This is a genomic window from Arthrobacter gyeryongensis (assembly GCF_039543785.1).
GTDB lineage: Bacteria > Actinomycetota > Actinomycetes > Actinomycetales > Micrococcaceae > Arthrobacter > Arthrobacter gyeryongensis.
Genome location: NZ_BAABKK010000023.1, coordinates 1 through 17961 on the forward strand (window position 1 = coordinate 1; position 17961 = coordinate 17961).

The window sequence follows — 17961 nt, forward strand, 5'->3', positions numbered from 1 at the left end:
GACCACGTCGGAGGCCTTGAAGGACCGGCGCGGAATGACTGCCAGGGCGGTGCGGGTGTATTCGTCGAGACGAAAGAAGAACCGTATGTGCCGGCCGCAGGAGGTCACGTCGGACTGGAAGTCGAAGCTGACCACGTGCATCGGATACTGGGCGGTGAGGCGCTTCTGTTCCCCGGCGCCGGGCCCGGTCCTGCGCCTCTTCCGTGCCCTGGGTTTACAGGCCAGGCCTTCGTCACGCCAGAGTCGGCGGACCCGCTTCCTGTTCAGCGCCACCCCGTCCCATGCAGGCTGGGCCAGGAGGTGCCAGCGGGCCTTCCGCCAGCCCCACGCGGGATGCTTCACGGCCACGGCCCTCAGGTCCGCCCGCAACTGGGCCTCCTGGAATCCCATGTCGGGTTTCTTCTTGCGGAACGCGGACCGGTTCTGGCCCAGAATTCTGCAGGCAAGGCGCTCGGACGCCCCGAACTTCTCCACTGCCATGCGCACGGCACGGCGGCGCGGTTCGGGGCTCAGAATTTTCCCTTCGCGACCTCGTTCAGGATGTCGATGGCCAGTTCCTTCTCAGCCAGCAGCCGCTTGAGCCGGGCGTTCTCCTTCTCCAGTTCCCTGGTCCGCCTGGATGCCTCGGCGTTCTTCTCGGACCCGTACTGGTTCAGCCACCGGTACCAGGTCGCCTCGGTGATCTGGAGTTCCTTGATGACTTCGACCATCGGGCGTCCGTCGTTGAGCATTTTCTGCCCCAGCCGGACCTTCGCGATGACCTGCTCGGGGGTGTGTCTGCGTGCCATGATGCGTGAAATTCCTCCTGCGTCCATTCTCGGACACGAAACTCACACAAACACTGGACTCCTACCCGGGGACCCAACCACTCCCACGTAGTGAGGCATGGATCCCTGAATTGGTGGGTCCGCCCATCTGGAAGCGACACACGGCCGCGTATGTAGAGCCAATTGCCGTCCCAGTCTTTGGACGCTGCGGCATGGTCGGTCGCGGGGAACTGATAGCCATCGACTGTCAGCTCGAGACTTGGTCCGTCAGCGCTGATAAGTTTCATCTCTTCCTCCAAAATCACCGCGCCGGGAGGCCCCTTGGCGACTGCAGGCTCCGCCATATTGGTTCGCCTTTCCTTACTGTCCGCTTGTTGACGTAGCGGGACCAGGCGTCGCCTGCTGCGTCGGCGTGGAGGAACGCGACTTGGTGGCTGTATCCGAGGGCGTCGGCGACCAGTGGCGGCGGTGAGGCTAAGAGGTGTTCGGGTGAAGAGGCTGGCCGGCTCGTGTTCCGGGAAAGAGCCAGGGGCTTTGGGTATCTGAGCCGGTTCTGAGGTTGGGCCGGCTTGCCAGGTGCTCTCGAAGGAATTCCGCGACAGGCTCGGGGATGGGCACTGGGTGGAGACCTAAGGTGACCCTCATTTGCCCGTGGTTTCGTTGGTCTCGATGGCTTCGATCCGGAGTTTGGCAACCCTGACCGGTGGTTGGGCATAGAGAAGGAGTAGGGCGCCGGCGATTCTGTAGGGCAGGGATTCACCGGTGCCGGTGAGCAGTTCCCGCAGCCAGGCCAGTCGTTGGTCCTGGGTGATCGTGGGCCGCGTTTTTGCGGTGAAGTGGCCCATCTCCACTCGGTGGTTTGTGCCGGTGTTCTTGATGAAGACAATGAACGTGCGGATGGCTTTTCTGGTTGTGGTTCCAGTGGCGAGCCAGGTTTCGACGTCTTGCTGGCTGCAGTTCGCGGCAGTCCGCTGGTGGGTTTCCCAGAGCCAGGCCAGGAATTTTGATGGTTTCGGTGATCTCTTGTATGGCAGAGTGCACCGGAGCTCGGGTGCTCTTCTCCGGTGTTGTCATGGACGCCGCGATGAGCTCGGCCTGGTCGTCCGCATGATCGAACAGCATCTGCAACTCGGCCTTGGCGAGCATCACCTACAAATCCGCGGAATCTCCCGGCCCAGGAACCGTGCCAACGCGGAACTAAGTGTCCCGTCTCATCTAAGTTGACCCACGAAAACCCCGGAATGTCGCGGGTTGGGTCAACTGTAGTGAGACAAATTTTGCGATTTCGTCTCACTACAGTTGGACCAAGGTGAAGAATCCCTGGGTGAGCTGTCGATTAAAGAACCGCGGCAATACAAGGAATTTTGACCGTCGGGTCAACTGTAGTGAGACAGATTGGCGGGATGGGCGAGCTGTAGTGAGATTGGGCCACCTTGGATGAGACAGGACACTAAGCAGGGGACATACCTCAGCGTCTGTTTGGGAGGCCCGCGAAGCCGGCCGCCCCTTTCCAGGCGCGCCAGCTTTGTCATAATCTCCGCTATCGGCCGCAGGAGGGTTTATTCCTGCGAGCACATCTAGGAGACGCGAACCGGACCTGGATGATTATCTCCTTGGTTATGGATCTACGGAGATAACGCCGGTGATAGCTGCGCTGGCGGCAGATGGAGCTGGAGATCAAACGGGAACGGATCAACGACAGCCTAAGCAACGCCTTGCGGCCGGCAGGGACCTGGGCGGCCGTCGGCAACAGTTCACCAAGAGCCAGACTCAGAACGCCCGCCAGCTGCTCGACGGTGGCGATCCGGCAACACCGGTAGTCAAGGATCAGATGCCCTTGGCGGTCATCGAAGTGCGGCCTGGTCCCCGTGTCTCGTGAGAATGTGTGATCCCCTTCGACGACCGTGTCGAGCTTTCTGCGGCCAGCTTGATTACTGGTGCCCCACGGTCCCTGCGGGGCACCAGTAATTTGCGCCCGGGAAAGTTCAGTGATCCCAATCCCCGCGCGACAAAGACCGCATTGATAGGCCAACACCCACCCGTTGCCCTTTTACAGCCTTTCCCGGTTGCGCGGAGTGCCCCGTACTTCTGTGCAAAAAAACGGCCCTGACCTTTAGGCGTGAGGCATAGCGTCACAAGAATCGATTTTGACGTATGACACAACGACCGTTGATGCGAAGTGTCTCGTAAGCCATGCTCTTCTTACAACGCAAAGGAGCGCTTATGTCATCTACTTCTGCCGGCTCAAGCTCAACAGGGGCTCCGTCTCCGAACGCCGGGAACGGCAAGGATCGGCATTCAACATCGAGTGCAAGGCATGGGCGGACGCCGGCGAGTGTGCAGCCGCCGGACGGGCGCTCCGGCGGTCAGAGCGCTTGGCATGACGCAATAAATGCACTGAAACGGGGCCTTATGCGCGGGCACTACTAACCGGGGCCTGGTCCAGGGATGAGATCGAATGAGACACGCGGTTTCCGTGGGCGAACTAATTCTTAGCCTCTCCCAAGATAAACCTGCGGGTATCAACGGGGAGAACAATTAGCGTGCCATGTTTCCTTGCTGGCAGGAGAACCGAATGAGAGGACAAGAATGCGACACGTACAGTCAGTCGAACGCGTGTTTGCCCTGCTTGAACATATCGTCGTGTTGGGGGGTAATGCGACGGTGAGCCAGTTATCCAAAGGCCTCGGAGTGAGCATGGGAGGCACCCACCGGCGGCTGCGCACTCTGGTTGACCTCGGGTACGCGCGTCAACTGCAGAATCGAAGCTACGCCCTCGGTCCTGGCCTCATCCGCCTAGGAGAAGGGGCGTTTGGACAGCATATGTCAGCAATGCGGCCCGCCATAGCTTCGGCGGTGTCCCAGCTCGGTGAAACAGCAACGCTGGCAATGCTGGATGGTGACACGATCGTTCATACGGTCCAGGTCCAGTCACGTCAAGGACTTCGTTCATCCGTGGATATCAGAAAACCTACCCCTGCCCACGAGACCCCCGCGGGCAGAGTACTTCTGGCTCAGCTAGGGGACGATCGGATCAAACGAACCTTGGCTAGGGCAGAGCCGCGGCACGCAGGAACATCGGGCGAAGAGTACCGGCGAGGAACAATGGCCGCGATACGAAAGATCCAATCGAACGGCTACTTCATAGATGAAGATGACCAGGAGCTGGGTACACGCTGCTACGCCGTTCCGGTTCTTGGAGCCGGAAGGCCCCTTGTCATCTCCATCGTCGCCCCCGTTGATCGGCTAGGTGTTGGCTTGGACGGGCAGGTCATCACCGTGCTGCAACAAGCGGCACTCAGATCTTCGATGGATTCAAACCTGCCTCGCGTCCAAGTCCTAAACACGAAAGCGCCAACTATCAGCTAATACCAGAGTGGAGTACTAACAATGCATGCAAACAGCAGTGCCACCGATATGACATCGTGGAGGCAGGGTGCCGCCTGCGTCGCTGCCCTAACCTTTGACGTTGACGCCGAAAGCCCGATACTTGCAGAAGGACGACGTCATGCCGAAAGTGCTATGGCTATGTCCCATCAGGCCTTTGGCCCGAAAGTCGGAGTTCCCCGAATCCTTCAGCTGCTTAGAGACGTCCAGCAGCCTGCAACCTTCTTCATCCCTGGAATTACCGCCGAAAGGTACCCCCAGGTGGTGGAAGACATCCTGTCAGCAGGTCATGAAATAGCACACCACTCACACACCCATCGCACAGCTGTGAGCATGAGCCTCGACGAGGAGCGAAAAGACTTCGACCAAGCGATGGTAGCCCTTGGACGCTTCGGAATCTCCCCTCAGGGACACAGGGCGGCCCTTTGGCAGGCATCTTGGAACACAACTGAGCTGGTAGCCGAGTACGGGCTCAAATACGATTCCAGCCTGATGGACTCCGACATCCCCTACCTAGTGCAAACGGCATCCAGCGTCATCGCAGAGCTTCCGCCACACTGGAGTCTGGATGACTGGGAACAATACGCGTTCCTTCCGGATCCCAAAATTGGGGAGATAATCCAGTCACCGCTGATCGTGTCAGATATGTGGATTCATGAACTAGATGCCATGCGCCGCCACGGAGCCCTTTTCATGCTGACGTGCCATCCCTTCTTGAGCGGACGAGCGGGCAGGATAGAGGCACTACGATCTGTCATCGAACACGCACTCGAGAGTGGCGACGTCAGATTCACAACATGTGAAGCGCTGGCCGATGCTGCACTGGCCGATCCTTCGCTTTTTGCAGCTCCGCTAGTCCCTGTGGAGGTCTCAGAAGCGCTTTACCCGGAGTACTAAGTACCCCAGATCCCAACAGGCATTCAAATGACATGCCCCTGTGGACTCGGCCCGATAAACGGTCGGGTCCACAGTCCTGTCCGAGGTCTAGTGACGTGCTGCTTTATCCGGGGGGCAGCCGATCATTTGTACCCACCCGGCATGGGCGATAAAGAGTTCTCGTTCCGGCTCGTCGAATCCCACTGCAGTGCAAATCAGCTCCCGGGAAGTACCTCGCTGATGAGCGTCGCTGCCCCCGGCGTTTTCGCCTGCTGACTGGGGAGCCGAGCAGCGTTACGGTGGCAGAAGCGAAAGTCCGTGGATGCAGGCCGATGCGGCTGGTCAGCCAGGCAAGAAGCTTGGGGGAGTGCATGACTCTTCGCTGGAATCCCCTCCGTGCTTTTGAAGGCTTCTCGCCGATTCCTACTGAGCTCCCAGCATCCTGTGTGCGCGAAGGGCTACGGCAAGGGTGGTGAGTTCGGCAGGGTCATCAAGGTCAACTTCGATCAGCCTGCTGATCTGCTCCAAACGGTAATAGAGGGACTGCCGTCTCAAATGGAGTCGCTCGGCCGCCGCGGCTTTATTGCCGCCGCACTCCAGGAGCGTCGCTAGTGTCCTGGTCAGTTGCGACTGCTTTGCAGTGTCTGCCTCGAGCAGGGGCCCGATCTGTTGATCCACAAATCTGCGGAGCGCGTCTCGGTCCCCGGCGGTCGACAACAGGTTCTCCAGCGCCAGCGACTGCACTCGAAGCACGGTGTCCCGCGCGCGCAGGCCATGGCCCAGGCGTAACATCGCCCGCGCTTCGGCCATGCTTGCCGGCAATTGGGTATATGTCCGAAGCGTGCGACCCACCACCGCGCTCATAGAGGAATCCCGAGCCAACGCCATTCTCGCCTCAGCGTGTACTGTGGCGGCAAGGTTGGCTGTTGTCGCTCCCTGTCGTCTCGCGAGCACCGCGCAGAGGACGCCGTCAACGAAGCCGAAGATCCCATGACCCAGCTGGCTGACCAATTGATCGAGCCGCCGCGCGGCATCAGGCACCCGGTCGGGATCGACGACGACGCACACGTAGTGATGCTGCGAAGTCGCAACTCCGACTGCCCGAAGCCTGTCCTGAAGGATCGATGGGTCCAGCACATCTCCGGCAACCAACTGCTCGAGTAGGACTTGCTGGACGCGCAGAGTTCCGGCAACTTCCTGTCGTTCCCTGATCAAGCACAGTCCTAGTACTGTCGGCGCGCGGTCCAAGACGGCCGACACGAGCACGGCCGGGGGTCCAGCACAACCGACGCGCAGTCGTCCCCATGCCATCCCATCAACTAGGACGGGCACTTCCGCTATTTCCGCTGGAGCAGAATTGCCACTCGGTTCAGTTCCAACAATCACCTGCCCAGTGTGGTCACGAAGTGCCGCCCAGGTTCCGAGGACGCCGCCGATTTGTGCGACAAGTTCCTTAAGCGTGGCTCCGCGAGCCAGGGCTTCCGACAGCGCCCGTGAGGTCTCGTCGGCATGGCGCAGACGGGTAACTGTATCGTCGATGAGCTCACTATTGACTGCTTCCGCGACCTCAGTGAAGCGCAGCACTGGCTGGAGTTCTACGACTGGAAGCCCGAGCTCCCGCGCCTCGGCGATCATATCCACTGGGACCTCGGCGAAGGACCGCCCCACCTCAAAGAATAGGGCTGCAATGCGCCGCTCTGCCAGCCTCTGCACATAGACACGACGGTCCATCTCGCTGACGCCTACGAGGCCGACCCCATTGGTGAGCAAGACCTCGTCGCCGCGAAGCAGCGGCGCAATGTCGTAGAGGTCCGCAGTATGGACCCAGCGGACAGGGTGATCCAGGTGCTGTTCACCGCTGAGAAGAACGGGCTGGGCCGGACTCAGGGAGGAGTGCTCGATAACTTGCCGGAGGATCAAAACCATACGACATAGTGTCCCACAGAAGAGCTTTGACGTATGACAGGGCGTCCGTTGATGTGGGCCGTGCCACTAGCGCATGCTTTTCTCATCAACCAAAGAGGAGTGCTCATGTCATCCACTGCTAACTCACCGTCCGAGAACAATTCAACCGCCGTGAACGACACATCGTGGCTCGGCGACTCCGCAGCCATCGCAATGCTCACCTTCGCTGTGGACACCGAAACCCCTGTACTCGCTGCAGGCCGCCGGCATGCTGAGAACGCGATGGCCATGTCCCATCAGGCGTTCGACGCACGTCGCGGACTCCCGCGGCTGCTCAACATCCTCGACGAATTCGACCTTAAGGCCACCTTTTTCGTTCCAGGGATCTCTGCTGAACGCTGGCCAGAGGCGATCACTGACATTGCCGAACGTGGTCACGACATTGCCCATCACAGCTACAGTCACCGCCCCTCAACCGAGTTGACAGCTGCAGAAGAACGCCAGGAGTTCGAGATGGGGCTTGAAGCGCTTGCCCGACTCGACATCCGCCCCTCCGGCTACCGGGCCCCGATGTGGTGCGCGACCTGGAGAAGCGCTGAGCTGGCAGCCGAATTCGGGCTGACCTACGATACCAGCCTGATGGACGACGACCGTCCGTACGTGATTGAAACCAATCACGGGCCGTTGGTGGAACTGCCGCCGCATTGGTCGATGGATGACTGGGAGCAGTACGCATACCTCCCCGAACCGCATCTGGGTTACAACATCGAGGAACCTGAGAAGGCGTTGGCAGTTTGGACGGCTGAACTCGACGGGATGCGTGAGTTCGGCGGGCTATTCCAGTTGACCGCGCATTCTTTCCTGTCAGGACGGGCCGGCCGAGCCCGCAATCTGCGAACGATGATCGAGTTAATTCTCGACCGAGGGGACGTCGCCTTCAAGACCGGCGCGGAACTGGCCGAGGCCGTCCTCGCCGACCCGAACGCCGATCGTCGCAAGCAAGAGCCGGTTGTCGTCGACCCGGCCATCTACAAGAAGTGGTGAAGGAGGTGTACCCCATGGCAACACTTGTAACTGGCGCTCGAGGCTTCGTAGGGCGTCATCTGGTAGATCAGCTGGTGAGTGAAGGCACGACGGTAGTGAGCTACAACCGGGATTACAGCGAGGACACTCGCGAGGGCGTATACGCGGTGCAGGGGGAACTTTTCGATGTTTCCCGCCTGACGGAAACGATAGCTAAGTACAAGGTCGACAGGATCATTCATACGGCCGGTCAGAGCCACCCTGGCGTTTCCATCGAACTACCCTGGACAACGTTCGCAGCCAACGCGGAGGGAACCTTTGCCGTCTACGAGGCAGCCCGCACCTCCGGCGTGCGTCGCATCGTGAATTTCTCCTCGGAATGTGCACTTGGAAATGTCGAACCGAGTCTGCCGGTGAGCGAGGACGCCCACGCTGAGCCAACGACGCCATACGGCGTGACGAAGCTCGCCAACGAACACATGGGACGGGTCTACAACTCGCTATATGGCATGGAGATCGTCTCTCTGCGCGTGACGGAGGTATTCGGTCCTGGCCTATGGATGCCGAGCCTTCTCGGTGACATGATCCGTGCAGGCCTCAAGGGCCAGCGCTTCGTCCTGGAGGAGGGCGGCGACCACCCGTTCCAGTTCATTTACGTGGAAGACGTCGCTACCGCAGCACGGCTCGCCGCCGCCGTGCCTACCCCCCAACAGGCCGTTTACAACGTCAGTGGAGGCCGCAGGGTCGACGTCACCACCCTGGCCCGCCTGCTTGAAAAGCTGATCCCCGGGAGCCAGTTCGATGTCAGGCCCGGGCTCATCCCTCAATGGGACGTTCAGGGTGAGTACGACCTGACCGCCTCGAAGCGTGACCTCGGATACGTTCCTGCGTGGAGTCTCGAGGACGGACTGATCGAGCAGATCGAATGGATCCGTTCAACCGAGAAGATCGCATGAACACCCCCGGGCGAACCGACGGGACGTGGCTCCAAGGCGCGGCCGCAGCGATGATGCTGAGCTTTGACGTCGATGCCGAGTCCTGCGTCTTGGCGGAGGGTGCACACTTCTCGAACCACCCGGGTGTAATGAGTCATCAGGCGTACGGTCCTCAGGTCGGAGTTCCCAGGATCCTCGACATGCTGAAGGACTTAGACGTACGCGCAACCTTCTTCGTGCCGGGCCGCACAGCCGAGCAGTGGCCACAGGTAGTGGAATCCCTCCTCGCGCACGGACACGAGGTCGGCCATCACTCGTACGCTCACAGGCGGCTGGTCGAAATGTCGCCGGAGGAGGAGCGCGAGGACTTCGAACGCGGTCTTCACGCTCTAAAGCAAGTGGGTGCCTCTCCCGTCGGGCACCGGAGCCCACTCTCCTCACCCAGCATTCACACCGCTGACATACTCGCTGCTAATGGGTTCAGCTATGACTCGACGTTAATGGATGACGACCGTCCATATCTTTTGACAACTCCCCACGGAACCCTCGTCGAACTTCCACTCCACTGGACGCTGGACGACTTCCCGCAGTACGCCTACCTGCCGGATCCGCCAATTGGCAACGCCATCGAGTCACCACGCAAAGCCCTTGAGGTGTGGTCTTTGGAACTGCAGGCGATGCGTCGCTACGGCGGACTGTTCGTCCTGTGTTGCCACCCCTTCCTCTCCGGCCGGCCCTCCCGGGTCGAGGCATTACGAGAACTGATCGTGGGTGCGCAAGAAACTGGTGATGTCGCAATTCTTACGGGCGCCGAACTGGCGGCACGTGTCAAAGTCGACTCGTCAGTACCGGTCCGCCCGGATTTTCTGAGCGCCCCGCTCAATCACAACCACAAATCGAAAGTAGGACCCCATGCGTGAGATGAGCAACCGCGTCGCTCTGGTAACTGGTGCGGCTTCTGGAATTGGATTGGCCACCGCGGAAGCCCTGGCACGCGAGGGCGCTGCTGTCGCGATCGTGTCGAGGCCAGAGGATGACCTGGATGGCGCACGGGCGCGGCTCGAGAAGCACGGTGGCAAAGTGCTCGCCATCGGCGCCGACGTGGGAGATCCCGCCGCCGTCCGTGCCGCCTTCGAGCGGGCCGAAACCGAATTGGGACCCATAGACGCCGTGCACAACAACGCCGGCATCTCGATCGTTTCTCCACTCATTGAGACCAGCGACGAGGTCTTTGCACAACTCGTTCGAACGAACCTCGCCGGCTCTTTCTATGTGCTGCGTGAGGCAGCGCGCGTCATGCAACCTCGGCAAACTGGCGCGATCGTCAACACTGCGTCCGAACTGGCCATCATGGGGCAGGCCGGCTACGTCGCCTACACGGCCACCAAGGGCGCCATCCTTGCCATGACCCGCAGCGCCGCCGCAGAACTGGCCTCCTGGGGAATTCGCGTAAACGCCGTATGCCCAGGGACGACGAAAACCCCTATGTTCCTCGCGGAGTTCGACGGCGTCGAGGACCCCGAGGCGGAACTTGCTGACAACGCCGCAAGCGTCGCTATGCAGCGCATCGGCGACCCGGCTGAGATCGCCGAGTGCGTCGTATTCCTGCTCTCCAACCGTGCCAGCTATGTGACTGGCACCCACCTGACAGCCGACGGCGGCCGTACGACCTGCGTACCCGCCGGATCCATCGGTGTTTCCATCCGTTAGCACGCTAAAAAATTAAGCCTAGGAGAATCCAGTGAGCACCAAAGAAGATGCCGCTTCGGAAAGCAAGTCCAGACTCGAGCAACTCGGCTACACCCAGCAGCTCGAGCGCAGACTGAACGTGCCCGAAGTCGTCGGCCTGGCCATGGCCGACGTCTCACCAACCATGGCGGTTCTGTTGTTGTCGGCCGGCGTTTTTGCCGTGGGGGGCACGTTCTCGATCGGCGCGTCGCTGATCCTGTCCGTAGTAGTTATCATGATTGCGCTTTGCCTAGCGGAGCTTGCGGCGATGTTCCCGATCGCCGGGGGCATGTATTCCCTAGTCAGTCGAGTCCTGCCGGGGCCGATCTCATGGATAACCATGTTCAATTACCTGATCCAGGGCGTCATTATCCCAGCCAGCCTCGCCCTCGGTATGGCCGTGTTCCTTCGTGACCTTGTGCCTGGAATTCCTTTCCCGGACCCCGTTGTGGCACTGGTGATGCTTGCTCTCGCCACCGCTCTCGCCCTGACCAAGGTGGAGGTCGGCGCCTGGGCAACTGCCGCTATGGTCATCGTCGAGTTCGTTGTTCTCGGGATCATCACGGTGGCTGCTCTGATACATCCGCACCAAGACCTCGCGGCCGTTACTTTCAATCCCGTTCTCCTGAACGGCACTGAACTGACAGGCCTCACTTTTGCTGTCATGCTCGGCACTCTCGCTCCAGCCTTCAACGTCATCAACGGATACGACGCCGCACTGGGATTTGCTGAGGAGCTCAAGGGAGGGCCGAGGAACGTTGCGAAGGCGGTCATCTGGTCTGCAGTCCTCGCCTGCGTGCTCATCGTGGTCCCGTTGGCTGCTGCGGTGATCGCCGCTCCGGATCTTGCGACGTTCTTCAGCTCACCTGCTCCCGTGATTTATTCGGTGCAGTCTGCGCTGGGCCCCGCCGCCGGGACTGTTATCGGCATCGGTGTGACGGTAGCCCTATTCAACGCGATGGTGTCGATGCTCATGTACTTCGGACGCGGTGTTTACACAACCGGCCGCGACGGAGTCTGGCCTCCGGCTGTCAACCGCGTCATTGGACGACTCAACAAGTTCCGTGCCCCTGGTGCGGCAGTGCTGGTGCTGGTCGTGCCGACCGCCATTCTAATAGTTGCGTCCGCGTTGGACTTCCTGATTATCTTTGCAGGTACAGTGATCGCCGCGGTGTACTTGTGCGTGGGTATGGCCGCCTTGTCCAGCCGCCGCAGTTTGCGGAATGAGCCGCGACCCTTCCGCATGCCGCTGTGGCCGGTGCCGCCACTTATTGTCATTGCCTTCACAGCTCTCGCACTCGGCAGCCAGGAAGCGAAGTACTTAATCGCGGAACTTGTCCTGATTGTGCTGGCGCTGGCCGCGTGGGCCGGCTCCAAGAAGTGGTCGAAAAAGACCCTGAAATCCGTCGCCACGGACCCGTCGCCAAACCAGAGCGCGGAAATGGACCCTTCTCGGAGCTAAGGAGTCAATTTCCGGGCTCAATTCCATCGTTACGATGTCAGGGTCCACGACGCGGCGGGGGAGCAGCGGGCGGCAGCGAACGAAAGAATTCCACGCCGCCCGCTGCTCGAGGTAGTCGGAGGAGATAACGTCAACAACCCTAAGCTCAACACCTCCAGTTTGGACAACATCCAGGCAACCGAAAGGCTGGGCTTCAAGGCGGTCTTAGATCCCGACGAGATCCTGCCCACGTTTGAGGAAATGAATCCGCCGGAAGGACCACATTGCCAGGACGAAGGGAGGTTGCCCTCGAAGGAGAGCGCGCCCTCCGAGGACAACGGATTCGATCGGCACCCAACCCGGCGAACTGAGCGGACTCCGAGCCTGCACGTCAATCGGTCAGGATCGCCTAGAGAACCCGCTGCTGCGGGCTTTGATGGAGAAAGGTGAGCCGGAGATGGGACGGAAAGTGGAAACCGGGCCGGTAAAAACTTCGAGTGGCTGGGGTTCCTTGACGACTGGAGCCAGCTGATCGGGCAAAGGCTAGAGGATTGGTTCACTGGAAACCATTTAGCGACCGGGATGGTCGACAAGGCGCTTCCGATAACTCCCTACTGTGGATCGCAGGCGAAGGCAACGAGACTTGAAAGCTGTGCGACAGGCTCACCGGCCACCAGTTACGGTCCCTGGAAGGGCCGGGATCGTAATTCTCCTCGGCTCTCGTCGATTGCTCACATAATTCTGTTCATCCCGGGACACATCCCCGGTGCCAGCGTTCTGAAGTCCTCTCTCCCGCAACGCAGAACAGCACCACGTCCGTACGGCCCGAAATCTGGCGACTGTCAGTACGCCTTGGCCGACCTGGCCAACTAATCACTTGGAGAAAGCACAAATGCACATAGGAATTCCCGCGGAAACCACTGCGGCCGAGACGAGGGTCGCGGCCACTCCGGCCACGGTGAAACAGCTGATAAGCCTGGGATACGACGTCCTCGTCGAGTCAGGTGCGGGCAGATTGGCGAGTTTCTCCGACACAGCATATGCCGAAGCGGGCGCAATGATCGCTGACCGCGCGACCACTTGGGCTGCTGACGTCGTACTGAAAGTCAACAAGCCAAGCACCCGGGAGATCGCTAGGCTCAAGGCGGGCGCAATCCTGGTCGGTCTGCTCTCTCCTGCCTTCGACCCGGAGCTGATCGAGGCAATCACAGCAGCGCCGAACGGGCCGGTCACGGCGTTGGCAATGGACGCGGTGCCGCGAATCTCGCGGGCGCAGTCCATGGACGTGCTGTCGAGCATGGCGAACATCGCCGGATACCGTGCCGTGATCGAGGCGGCCCATGAGTTCGGTCGGTTCTTCACAGGTCAGGTAACCGCGGCGGGCAAAGTGCCGCCGGCGAAGGTGCTCGTTGCTGGCGCCGGTGTAGCTGGGTTGGCAGCCATCGGTGCAGCCGGATCGCTCGGTGCCATCGTGCGGGCAACGGACCCACGTCCCGAGGTGGCCGACCAGGTGAGATCGCTGGGCGGAGAATATGTCCCGGTCATAGTTCCCGAGGAGAACGATCAGGGCTCATCGGACGGCTACGCCAAAGCAACGTCTGGCCTCTACGACGCGGCCGCGAAACAGCTTTACGCGGAGCAGACGGCCGACGTCGACATCATCATCACAACCGCGCTCATCCCTGGACGACCGGCACCAAAGCTCATTACAGAGGCCGATGTGGCCTCGATGAAAGCAGGTTCCGTCATCGTCGACATGGCCGCCGCCCAAGGCGGCAACGTCGCCGGCTCAGTGGCGGGCGAAAAAATCATGACGTCCAACGGCGTGACAATTATTGGCTACACAGATCTGCCTGGACGGCTGCCAACTCAGGCATCGCAACTGTTCGGCACCAACCTGGTCAACCTGATGAAGCTGCTCACGCCTGGCAAAGACGGACGCGTCGTGCTCGACCTTGCGGACGTGGTGCTGCGCGCGATCACCGTAGTCAAGGCCGGCGGCGTCCTGTGGCCGCCCCCGCCCGTGCAGGTCTCCGCCGCTCCTATGCCCACCGGCACTGCGGCACCTGCTGCTAAGTCCGGAGCTATGGCTCCGAAGCGTCTCGCTCCCGCCGTGAAGTGGAGGCTGACCGGGATCGGGGCGGCAGCGCTGCTAGTGATGACCTCCGTCGCACCAGCACCGCTCCCGCAGCACTTCACCGTGCTCGCCCTATCGATCGTGGTCGGCTTCTATGTCATCGGCAAGGTCGCCCACGCATTGCACACCCCGCTCATGTCGGTGACCAACGCGATCTCGGGGATCGTCGTGGTAGGTGCGCTGCTGCAGCACGGCATTGACGACAGCGCCGTCCGCACACTCGCGTTCGCAGCGGTGCTCCTTGCCTCGATTAATATCTTCGGAGGATTCGCCGTCACACGCCGAATGCTCGCCATGTTCCAGAAGGGTGCCTGACATGACCCCGGCCACCATCGCGACCGGGGCCTACCTCGTCGCAGCGCTTCTCTTCATCCTCAGCCTCGCCGGGCTTTCGAAACACGAGACCGCACGCAACGGCGTCTGGTACGGCCTCGCCGGCATGGCCATCTCCATCTCGGCGACCACAGCACTCGTCGTCGACACCGGCCTCGGCTACGGCATCGCCCTGCCCATTGTCGCGGTCCTGATCGGTGCCGTGATTGGCCTCTGGCGTGCCAAGGTCGTGGAGATGACCGGGATGCCCGAACTCATCGCGCTTCTGCATTCCTTCGTGGGACTGGCTGCCGTGCTGGTCAGTTGGAATGGCTATCTTGAGAACAGAGGTGGCAGCCGCGCCGGCAACGGCGAAGCAATTGCGCTGCTGCACATACATGACGCCGAAGTCTTCGTCGGCGTCTTCATCGGGGCAGTGACCTTCACTGGCTCCATCGTTGCATTCCTGAAACTGTCAGCCCGGATCAAGTCAACCCCATTGATGCTGCCGGGAAAGAACATCATCAACGTCGGCGCGTTGATAGTCTTCGTTGGGCTCACTATCTGGTTCGTCCTCGACCCCCAAGTATGGCTCCTCGGAACCGTAACGGCCCTCGCCCTAACCCTGGGCTGGCACCTTGTCGCCTCGATCGGTGGCGGCGACATGCCCGTCGTTGTGTCGATGCTGAATTCGTACTCCGGGTGGGCCGCGGCTGCCTCAGGGTTCCTGCTCAACAACGACCTCCTCATCATCACCGGCGCACTGGTAGGCGCATCTGGCGCGTACCTGTCCTACATCATGTGCCAGGCCATGAACCGGTCCTTTCTCTCCGTCATCGCCGGCGGCTTCGGTATCACGGCGAAAGCGAACGAAGACGAAGACCACGGCGAGCACCGCGAAATCCAGGCAATCGAGGTCGCCGAGCTGCTCGCCAACGCATCCTCGGTGGTCATCACCCCGGGCTACGGAATGGCCGTCGCACAGGCGCAACACCCCGTGGCTGAGCTCGTCAGGAAGCTTCGCGAAAAAGGGGTCCATGTGCGCTTCGGCATCCACCCCGTAGCCGGCCGCCTCCCGGGTCACATGAACGTCCTGCTGGCCGAGGCGAAAATCCCCTATGACATCGTCCTCGAGATGGACGAGATCAACGGCGACCTAGCCGAAACCGATGTCGTACTGGTCATCGGCGCCAACGACACCGTCAACCCTTCCGCCGCCGAAGACCCCGGCAGCCCTATTGCGGGCATGCCAGTTCTGCGCGTATGGGACGCCAAAGAAGTCATCGTCTTCAAGCGTTCCATGGCCGCCGGGTATGCGGGCGTGCAGAACCCATTGTTCTTCCGCGACAACTCGCAGATGCTCTTCGGCGACGCCAAGAACAAGGTCGCGGAGGTCATTGCGGCGCTCAACTAAGCCCATGGTCCGCAGCCGATCAGAAGCGGCGGCAATATCGGTTGGCAGGAGTCTCGTCTCCTCGGAAAGAGGAGCAGTGCTAAGTAGTGGGGCAGGAGGCACACGCTTGTGGATCCTGACCAGGTAGACGTCTGTGCCGTTGGCGCCGAGCGCCTCGCAGCTCCTTCGGTCGGAACCCCGCATTGAAGGGCGTCTGCTGGCAGCATTCAAGAAGCCGAGCCCAGTCTGCCCGCTTTAACAGAGAGGAACCATCGACCATGCCGTCACTACAACTGGACATCACCGCTGATCTCACGGCGCTTCAAAAGCAGGCACTGGCTCGCGACATGAGCGAAGAGTATTCACAGATTATGAGCGTGGACCCGCACCTGGTGACCGTCGTGATCCGAACGCTCCCGTTGGGCTCGATCTGGCACTGCCAGGAAGGGTGGCCTGTCCCGGGAACGCTCCTCATATGCGATCTAGTTGCAGGCCGGGATCGACAGACGCGTGATCAGCTTGTGCCCCGACTTGTCGATCTCATCGCTGCGCAGGGTTGCGTCGCGCGGATGGGCATCAGGGTGGAGTTCACGCGTTCACGCAGCACTCCGTTGACGAGGATGTTCCTTCCGTTTCTCGAAAGATCGAACCGAGGCTGGGACTACATGGAGGCGGACACGCCCATCACAGAACTGGCCCGCGAACATCAGCACGGGACCGGTCTGCAATGAGCGAGCTGGACTTTGCGGAGAGTCTCGACCTGTTGCGTCAGATTTGCAGAAGCAAAGGAAGCCGTCGGGTTCATGCCCGGGCTCATCTGGACTTGGCCGCCCGCGCTCCGAGGGAGGAGAACGGAATGGATCGAATCTGCAATTTCACCGTCGCTGCGATTAGTCTTATCAGCTGGTTTTCCCGACCGGCGAAGCCACCCACTGCTCCTTTGGAGTCCCATCCGTACACTCCCTTGCATGTGCTGAAGGCCGGTCCATGGGAAGGCCTGTACGTCGAGAGGAGACCATGGCGTCCCTACCTGCCAGACATGCCTTCAGACCTGTCCTAAACCCGGGAGCCCCCTGCAGCGGCACCTGATTCAAGTGCAATCGCTAGCCCAACGATCTGGCAGTGTTCAGCTCCTCGCCACATTCGACGGAATAACCATCAACGACCCAACCTAGGCGCCTGGAAGCCAGCCGACTCAGAGTTGCATCGCAGCGTTAATCCCAAGAAATGGCGTGCCAATTACGCGACGAAAAGGAAATTGACTATATCAATGGCGAAGTCCATAATCACTGTCAAAATCGAAGACAGAGCTTCGAGGGACCGACAGCTAGAGCATGCCACTCTACTTCTCCGCGAGGAAGCTACCCGGTGCGGGATTCTCGTAACCAGGGTCGACTTCACAACCTTCATAGTCACCCTGAGCCCGGGTATCCCTTATGGCCTCACCCACGAAATCGACATGATGTGAAGCAGAGAAGCAACGCGCATATCGACGAAATAGGCATGGACCCACCGAAGGATCATCCCGTCAAACAGCAAGAAGGTAACGCGCGCCTGATAGAGGACCAGCAAAACGAAGAGATTGCAAAGCACCCCCTGTCGATTTGGACAACCCTCGCCCCAGGAGACGTCGCGTCATTCCACCTGGCGATGACGGGAGAGTGTGTTGGCACTGTAGAGACAAGAACAAGCGACGGACTCATCATTTGGGTAAGGGACGACCTGAATGAGAGGAGGCTTTTCCACTTTCACGACTGCCAATCAGTACGGCTGCTGAGATAATCGGACGGCGGCACTCATTTGCTAGCGCGCATGATCAAGCTGATGAGATAGATGAGTACAAGCTCGACATAACCTTCGCCTTCTTTCAGCTTTGCGAACAGTACTCCTGAGAGTTCAGCACATGTGGGCCAGTTTCTGTCAGGTTGGCATCTAAGAGTGGCGACCGGGGCGTGTATGAAATGCCTTATCAACCCTATTCTGACGGTGTTTGAGTTGAACCCTGACGTCAGGTTCGGGTGTACCCAAACCCGACGTGTCTTGCCTACTGCCGAGCG

13 protein-coding genes and 1 pseudogene are annotated in these 17961 nt (G+C 60.4%); 10 read left to right on the forward strand and 4 right to left on the reverse strand.

Annotated features, from left to right (window positions below; all coding sequences use genetic code 11):
* From ABEA18_RS15600 to ABEA18_RS15605, 3 genes and pseudogenes are all read right to left on the reverse strand, one after another.
* A pseudogene (locus ABEA18_RS15600) lies at nucleotides 1-731 on the reverse strand (transposase); the annotation flags it as partial.
* A complete protein-coding gene (locus ABEA18_RS24690; protein WP_425550543.1) occupies nucleotides 653-1111 on the reverse strand; it encodes a WapI family immunity protein in 459 nt (152 codons plus the stop codon). The pseudogene ABEA18_RS15600 and the gene ABEA18_RS24690, both read right to left, overlap by 79 nt.
* Before the next feature lie 297 nt (nucleotides 1112-1408).
* Nucleotides 1409-1612 carry a hypothetical protein gene (locus ABEA18_RS15605; protein WP_345450514.1) on the reverse strand — a complete coding sequence of 68 codons (204 nt, stop codon included), beginning with the start codon at nucleotides 1610-1612 and terminating at the stop codon, nucleotides 1409-1411.
* 1744 nt (nucleotides 1613-3356) lie between these two features.
* Here ABEA18_RS15605 and ABEA18_RS24695 point away from each other — a divergent pair.
* Entirely contained in the window at nucleotides 3357-4136 is a 780-nt protein-coding gene (locus ABEA18_RS24695; RefSeq protein WP_425550544.1) for an IclR family transcriptional regulator, read from the forward strand.
* 21 nt (nucleotides 4137-4157) lie between these two features.
* Nucleotides 4158-5051, forward strand: a complete 894-nt coding sequence (locus ABEA18_RS15610; protein ID WP_345450515.1) for a polysaccharide deacetylase family protein — start codon at nucleotides 4158-4160, stop codon at nucleotides 5049-5051.
* A gap of 402 nt (nucleotides 5052-5453) precedes the next feature.
* Here ABEA18_RS15610 and ABEA18_RS15615 read toward each other — a convergent pair whose 3' ends face one another.
* A complete protein-coding gene (locus ABEA18_RS15615; protein ID WP_345450517.1) occupies nucleotides 5454-6956 on the reverse strand; it encodes a PucR family transcriptional regulator in 1503 nt (500 codons plus the stop codon).
* A gap of 105 nt (nucleotides 6957-7061) precedes the next feature.
* Between ABEA18_RS15615 and ABEA18_RS15620 the strand changes: the two genes are divergently transcribed.
* The 8 genes from ABEA18_RS15620 (at nucleotide 7062) to ABEA18_RS15655 (ending at nucleotide 16635) form a co-directional block, all read left to right on the forward strand.
* A complete protein-coding gene (locus ABEA18_RS15620; protein ID WP_345450519.1) occupies nucleotides 7062-7979 on the forward strand; it encodes a polysaccharide deacetylase family protein in 918 nt (305 codons plus the stop codon).
* A 14-nt stretch (nucleotides 7980-7993) separates the two neighbouring features.
* Nucleotides 7994-8914, forward strand: coding sequence for an NAD-dependent epimerase/dehydratase family protein (locus tag ABEA18_RS15625; protein WP_345450521.1), 921 nt, complete (start codon nucleotides 7994-7996; stop codon nucleotides 8912-8914).
* Complete coding sequence (locus tag ABEA18_RS15630) at nucleotides 8884-9813, forward strand: polysaccharide deacetylase family protein (protein WP_345450523.1); 930 nt, start codon at nucleotides 8884-8886, stop codon at nucleotides 9811-9813. Before ABEA18_RS15625 ends, ABEA18_RS15630 begins: the two co-directional genes overlap by 31 nt.
* A complete protein-coding gene (locus ABEA18_RS15635; RefSeq protein WP_345450525.1) occupies nucleotides 9806-10603 on the forward strand; it encodes an SDR family NAD(P)-dependent oxidoreductase in 798 nt (265 codons plus the stop codon). The genes ABEA18_RS15630 and ABEA18_RS15635 overlap by 8 nt, the downstream gene beginning before the upstream one ends.
* A gap of 31 nt (nucleotides 10604-10634) precedes the next feature.
* Entirely contained in the window at nucleotides 10635-12083 is a 1449-nt protein-coding gene (locus ABEA18_RS15640) for an APC family permease (RefSeq protein ID WP_345450527.1), read from the forward strand.
* An 871-nt stretch (nucleotides 12084-12954) separates the two neighbouring features.
* A complete protein-coding gene (locus ABEA18_RS15645; RefSeq protein WP_345450529.1) occupies nucleotides 12955-14514 on the forward strand; it encodes a Re/Si-specific NAD(P)(+) transhydrogenase subunit alpha in 1560 nt (519 codons plus the stop codon).
* A gap of 1 nt (nucleotide 14515) precedes the next feature.
* Complete coding sequence (pntB, locus tag ABEA18_RS15650) at nucleotides 14516-15925, forward strand: Re/Si-specific NAD(P)(+) transhydrogenase subunit beta (protein WP_345450531.1); 1410 nt, start codon at nucleotides 14516-14518, stop codon at nucleotides 15923-15925.
* A gap of 257 nt (nucleotides 15926-16182) precedes the next feature.
* Nucleotides 16183-16635 carry a tautomerase family protein gene (locus tag ABEA18_RS15655; RefSeq protein WP_345450533.1) on the forward strand — a complete coding sequence of 151 codons (453 nt, stop codon included), beginning with the start codon at nucleotides 16183-16185 and terminating at the stop codon, nucleotides 16633-16635.
* Nucleotides 16636-17961: the final 1326 nt, after the last annotated feature.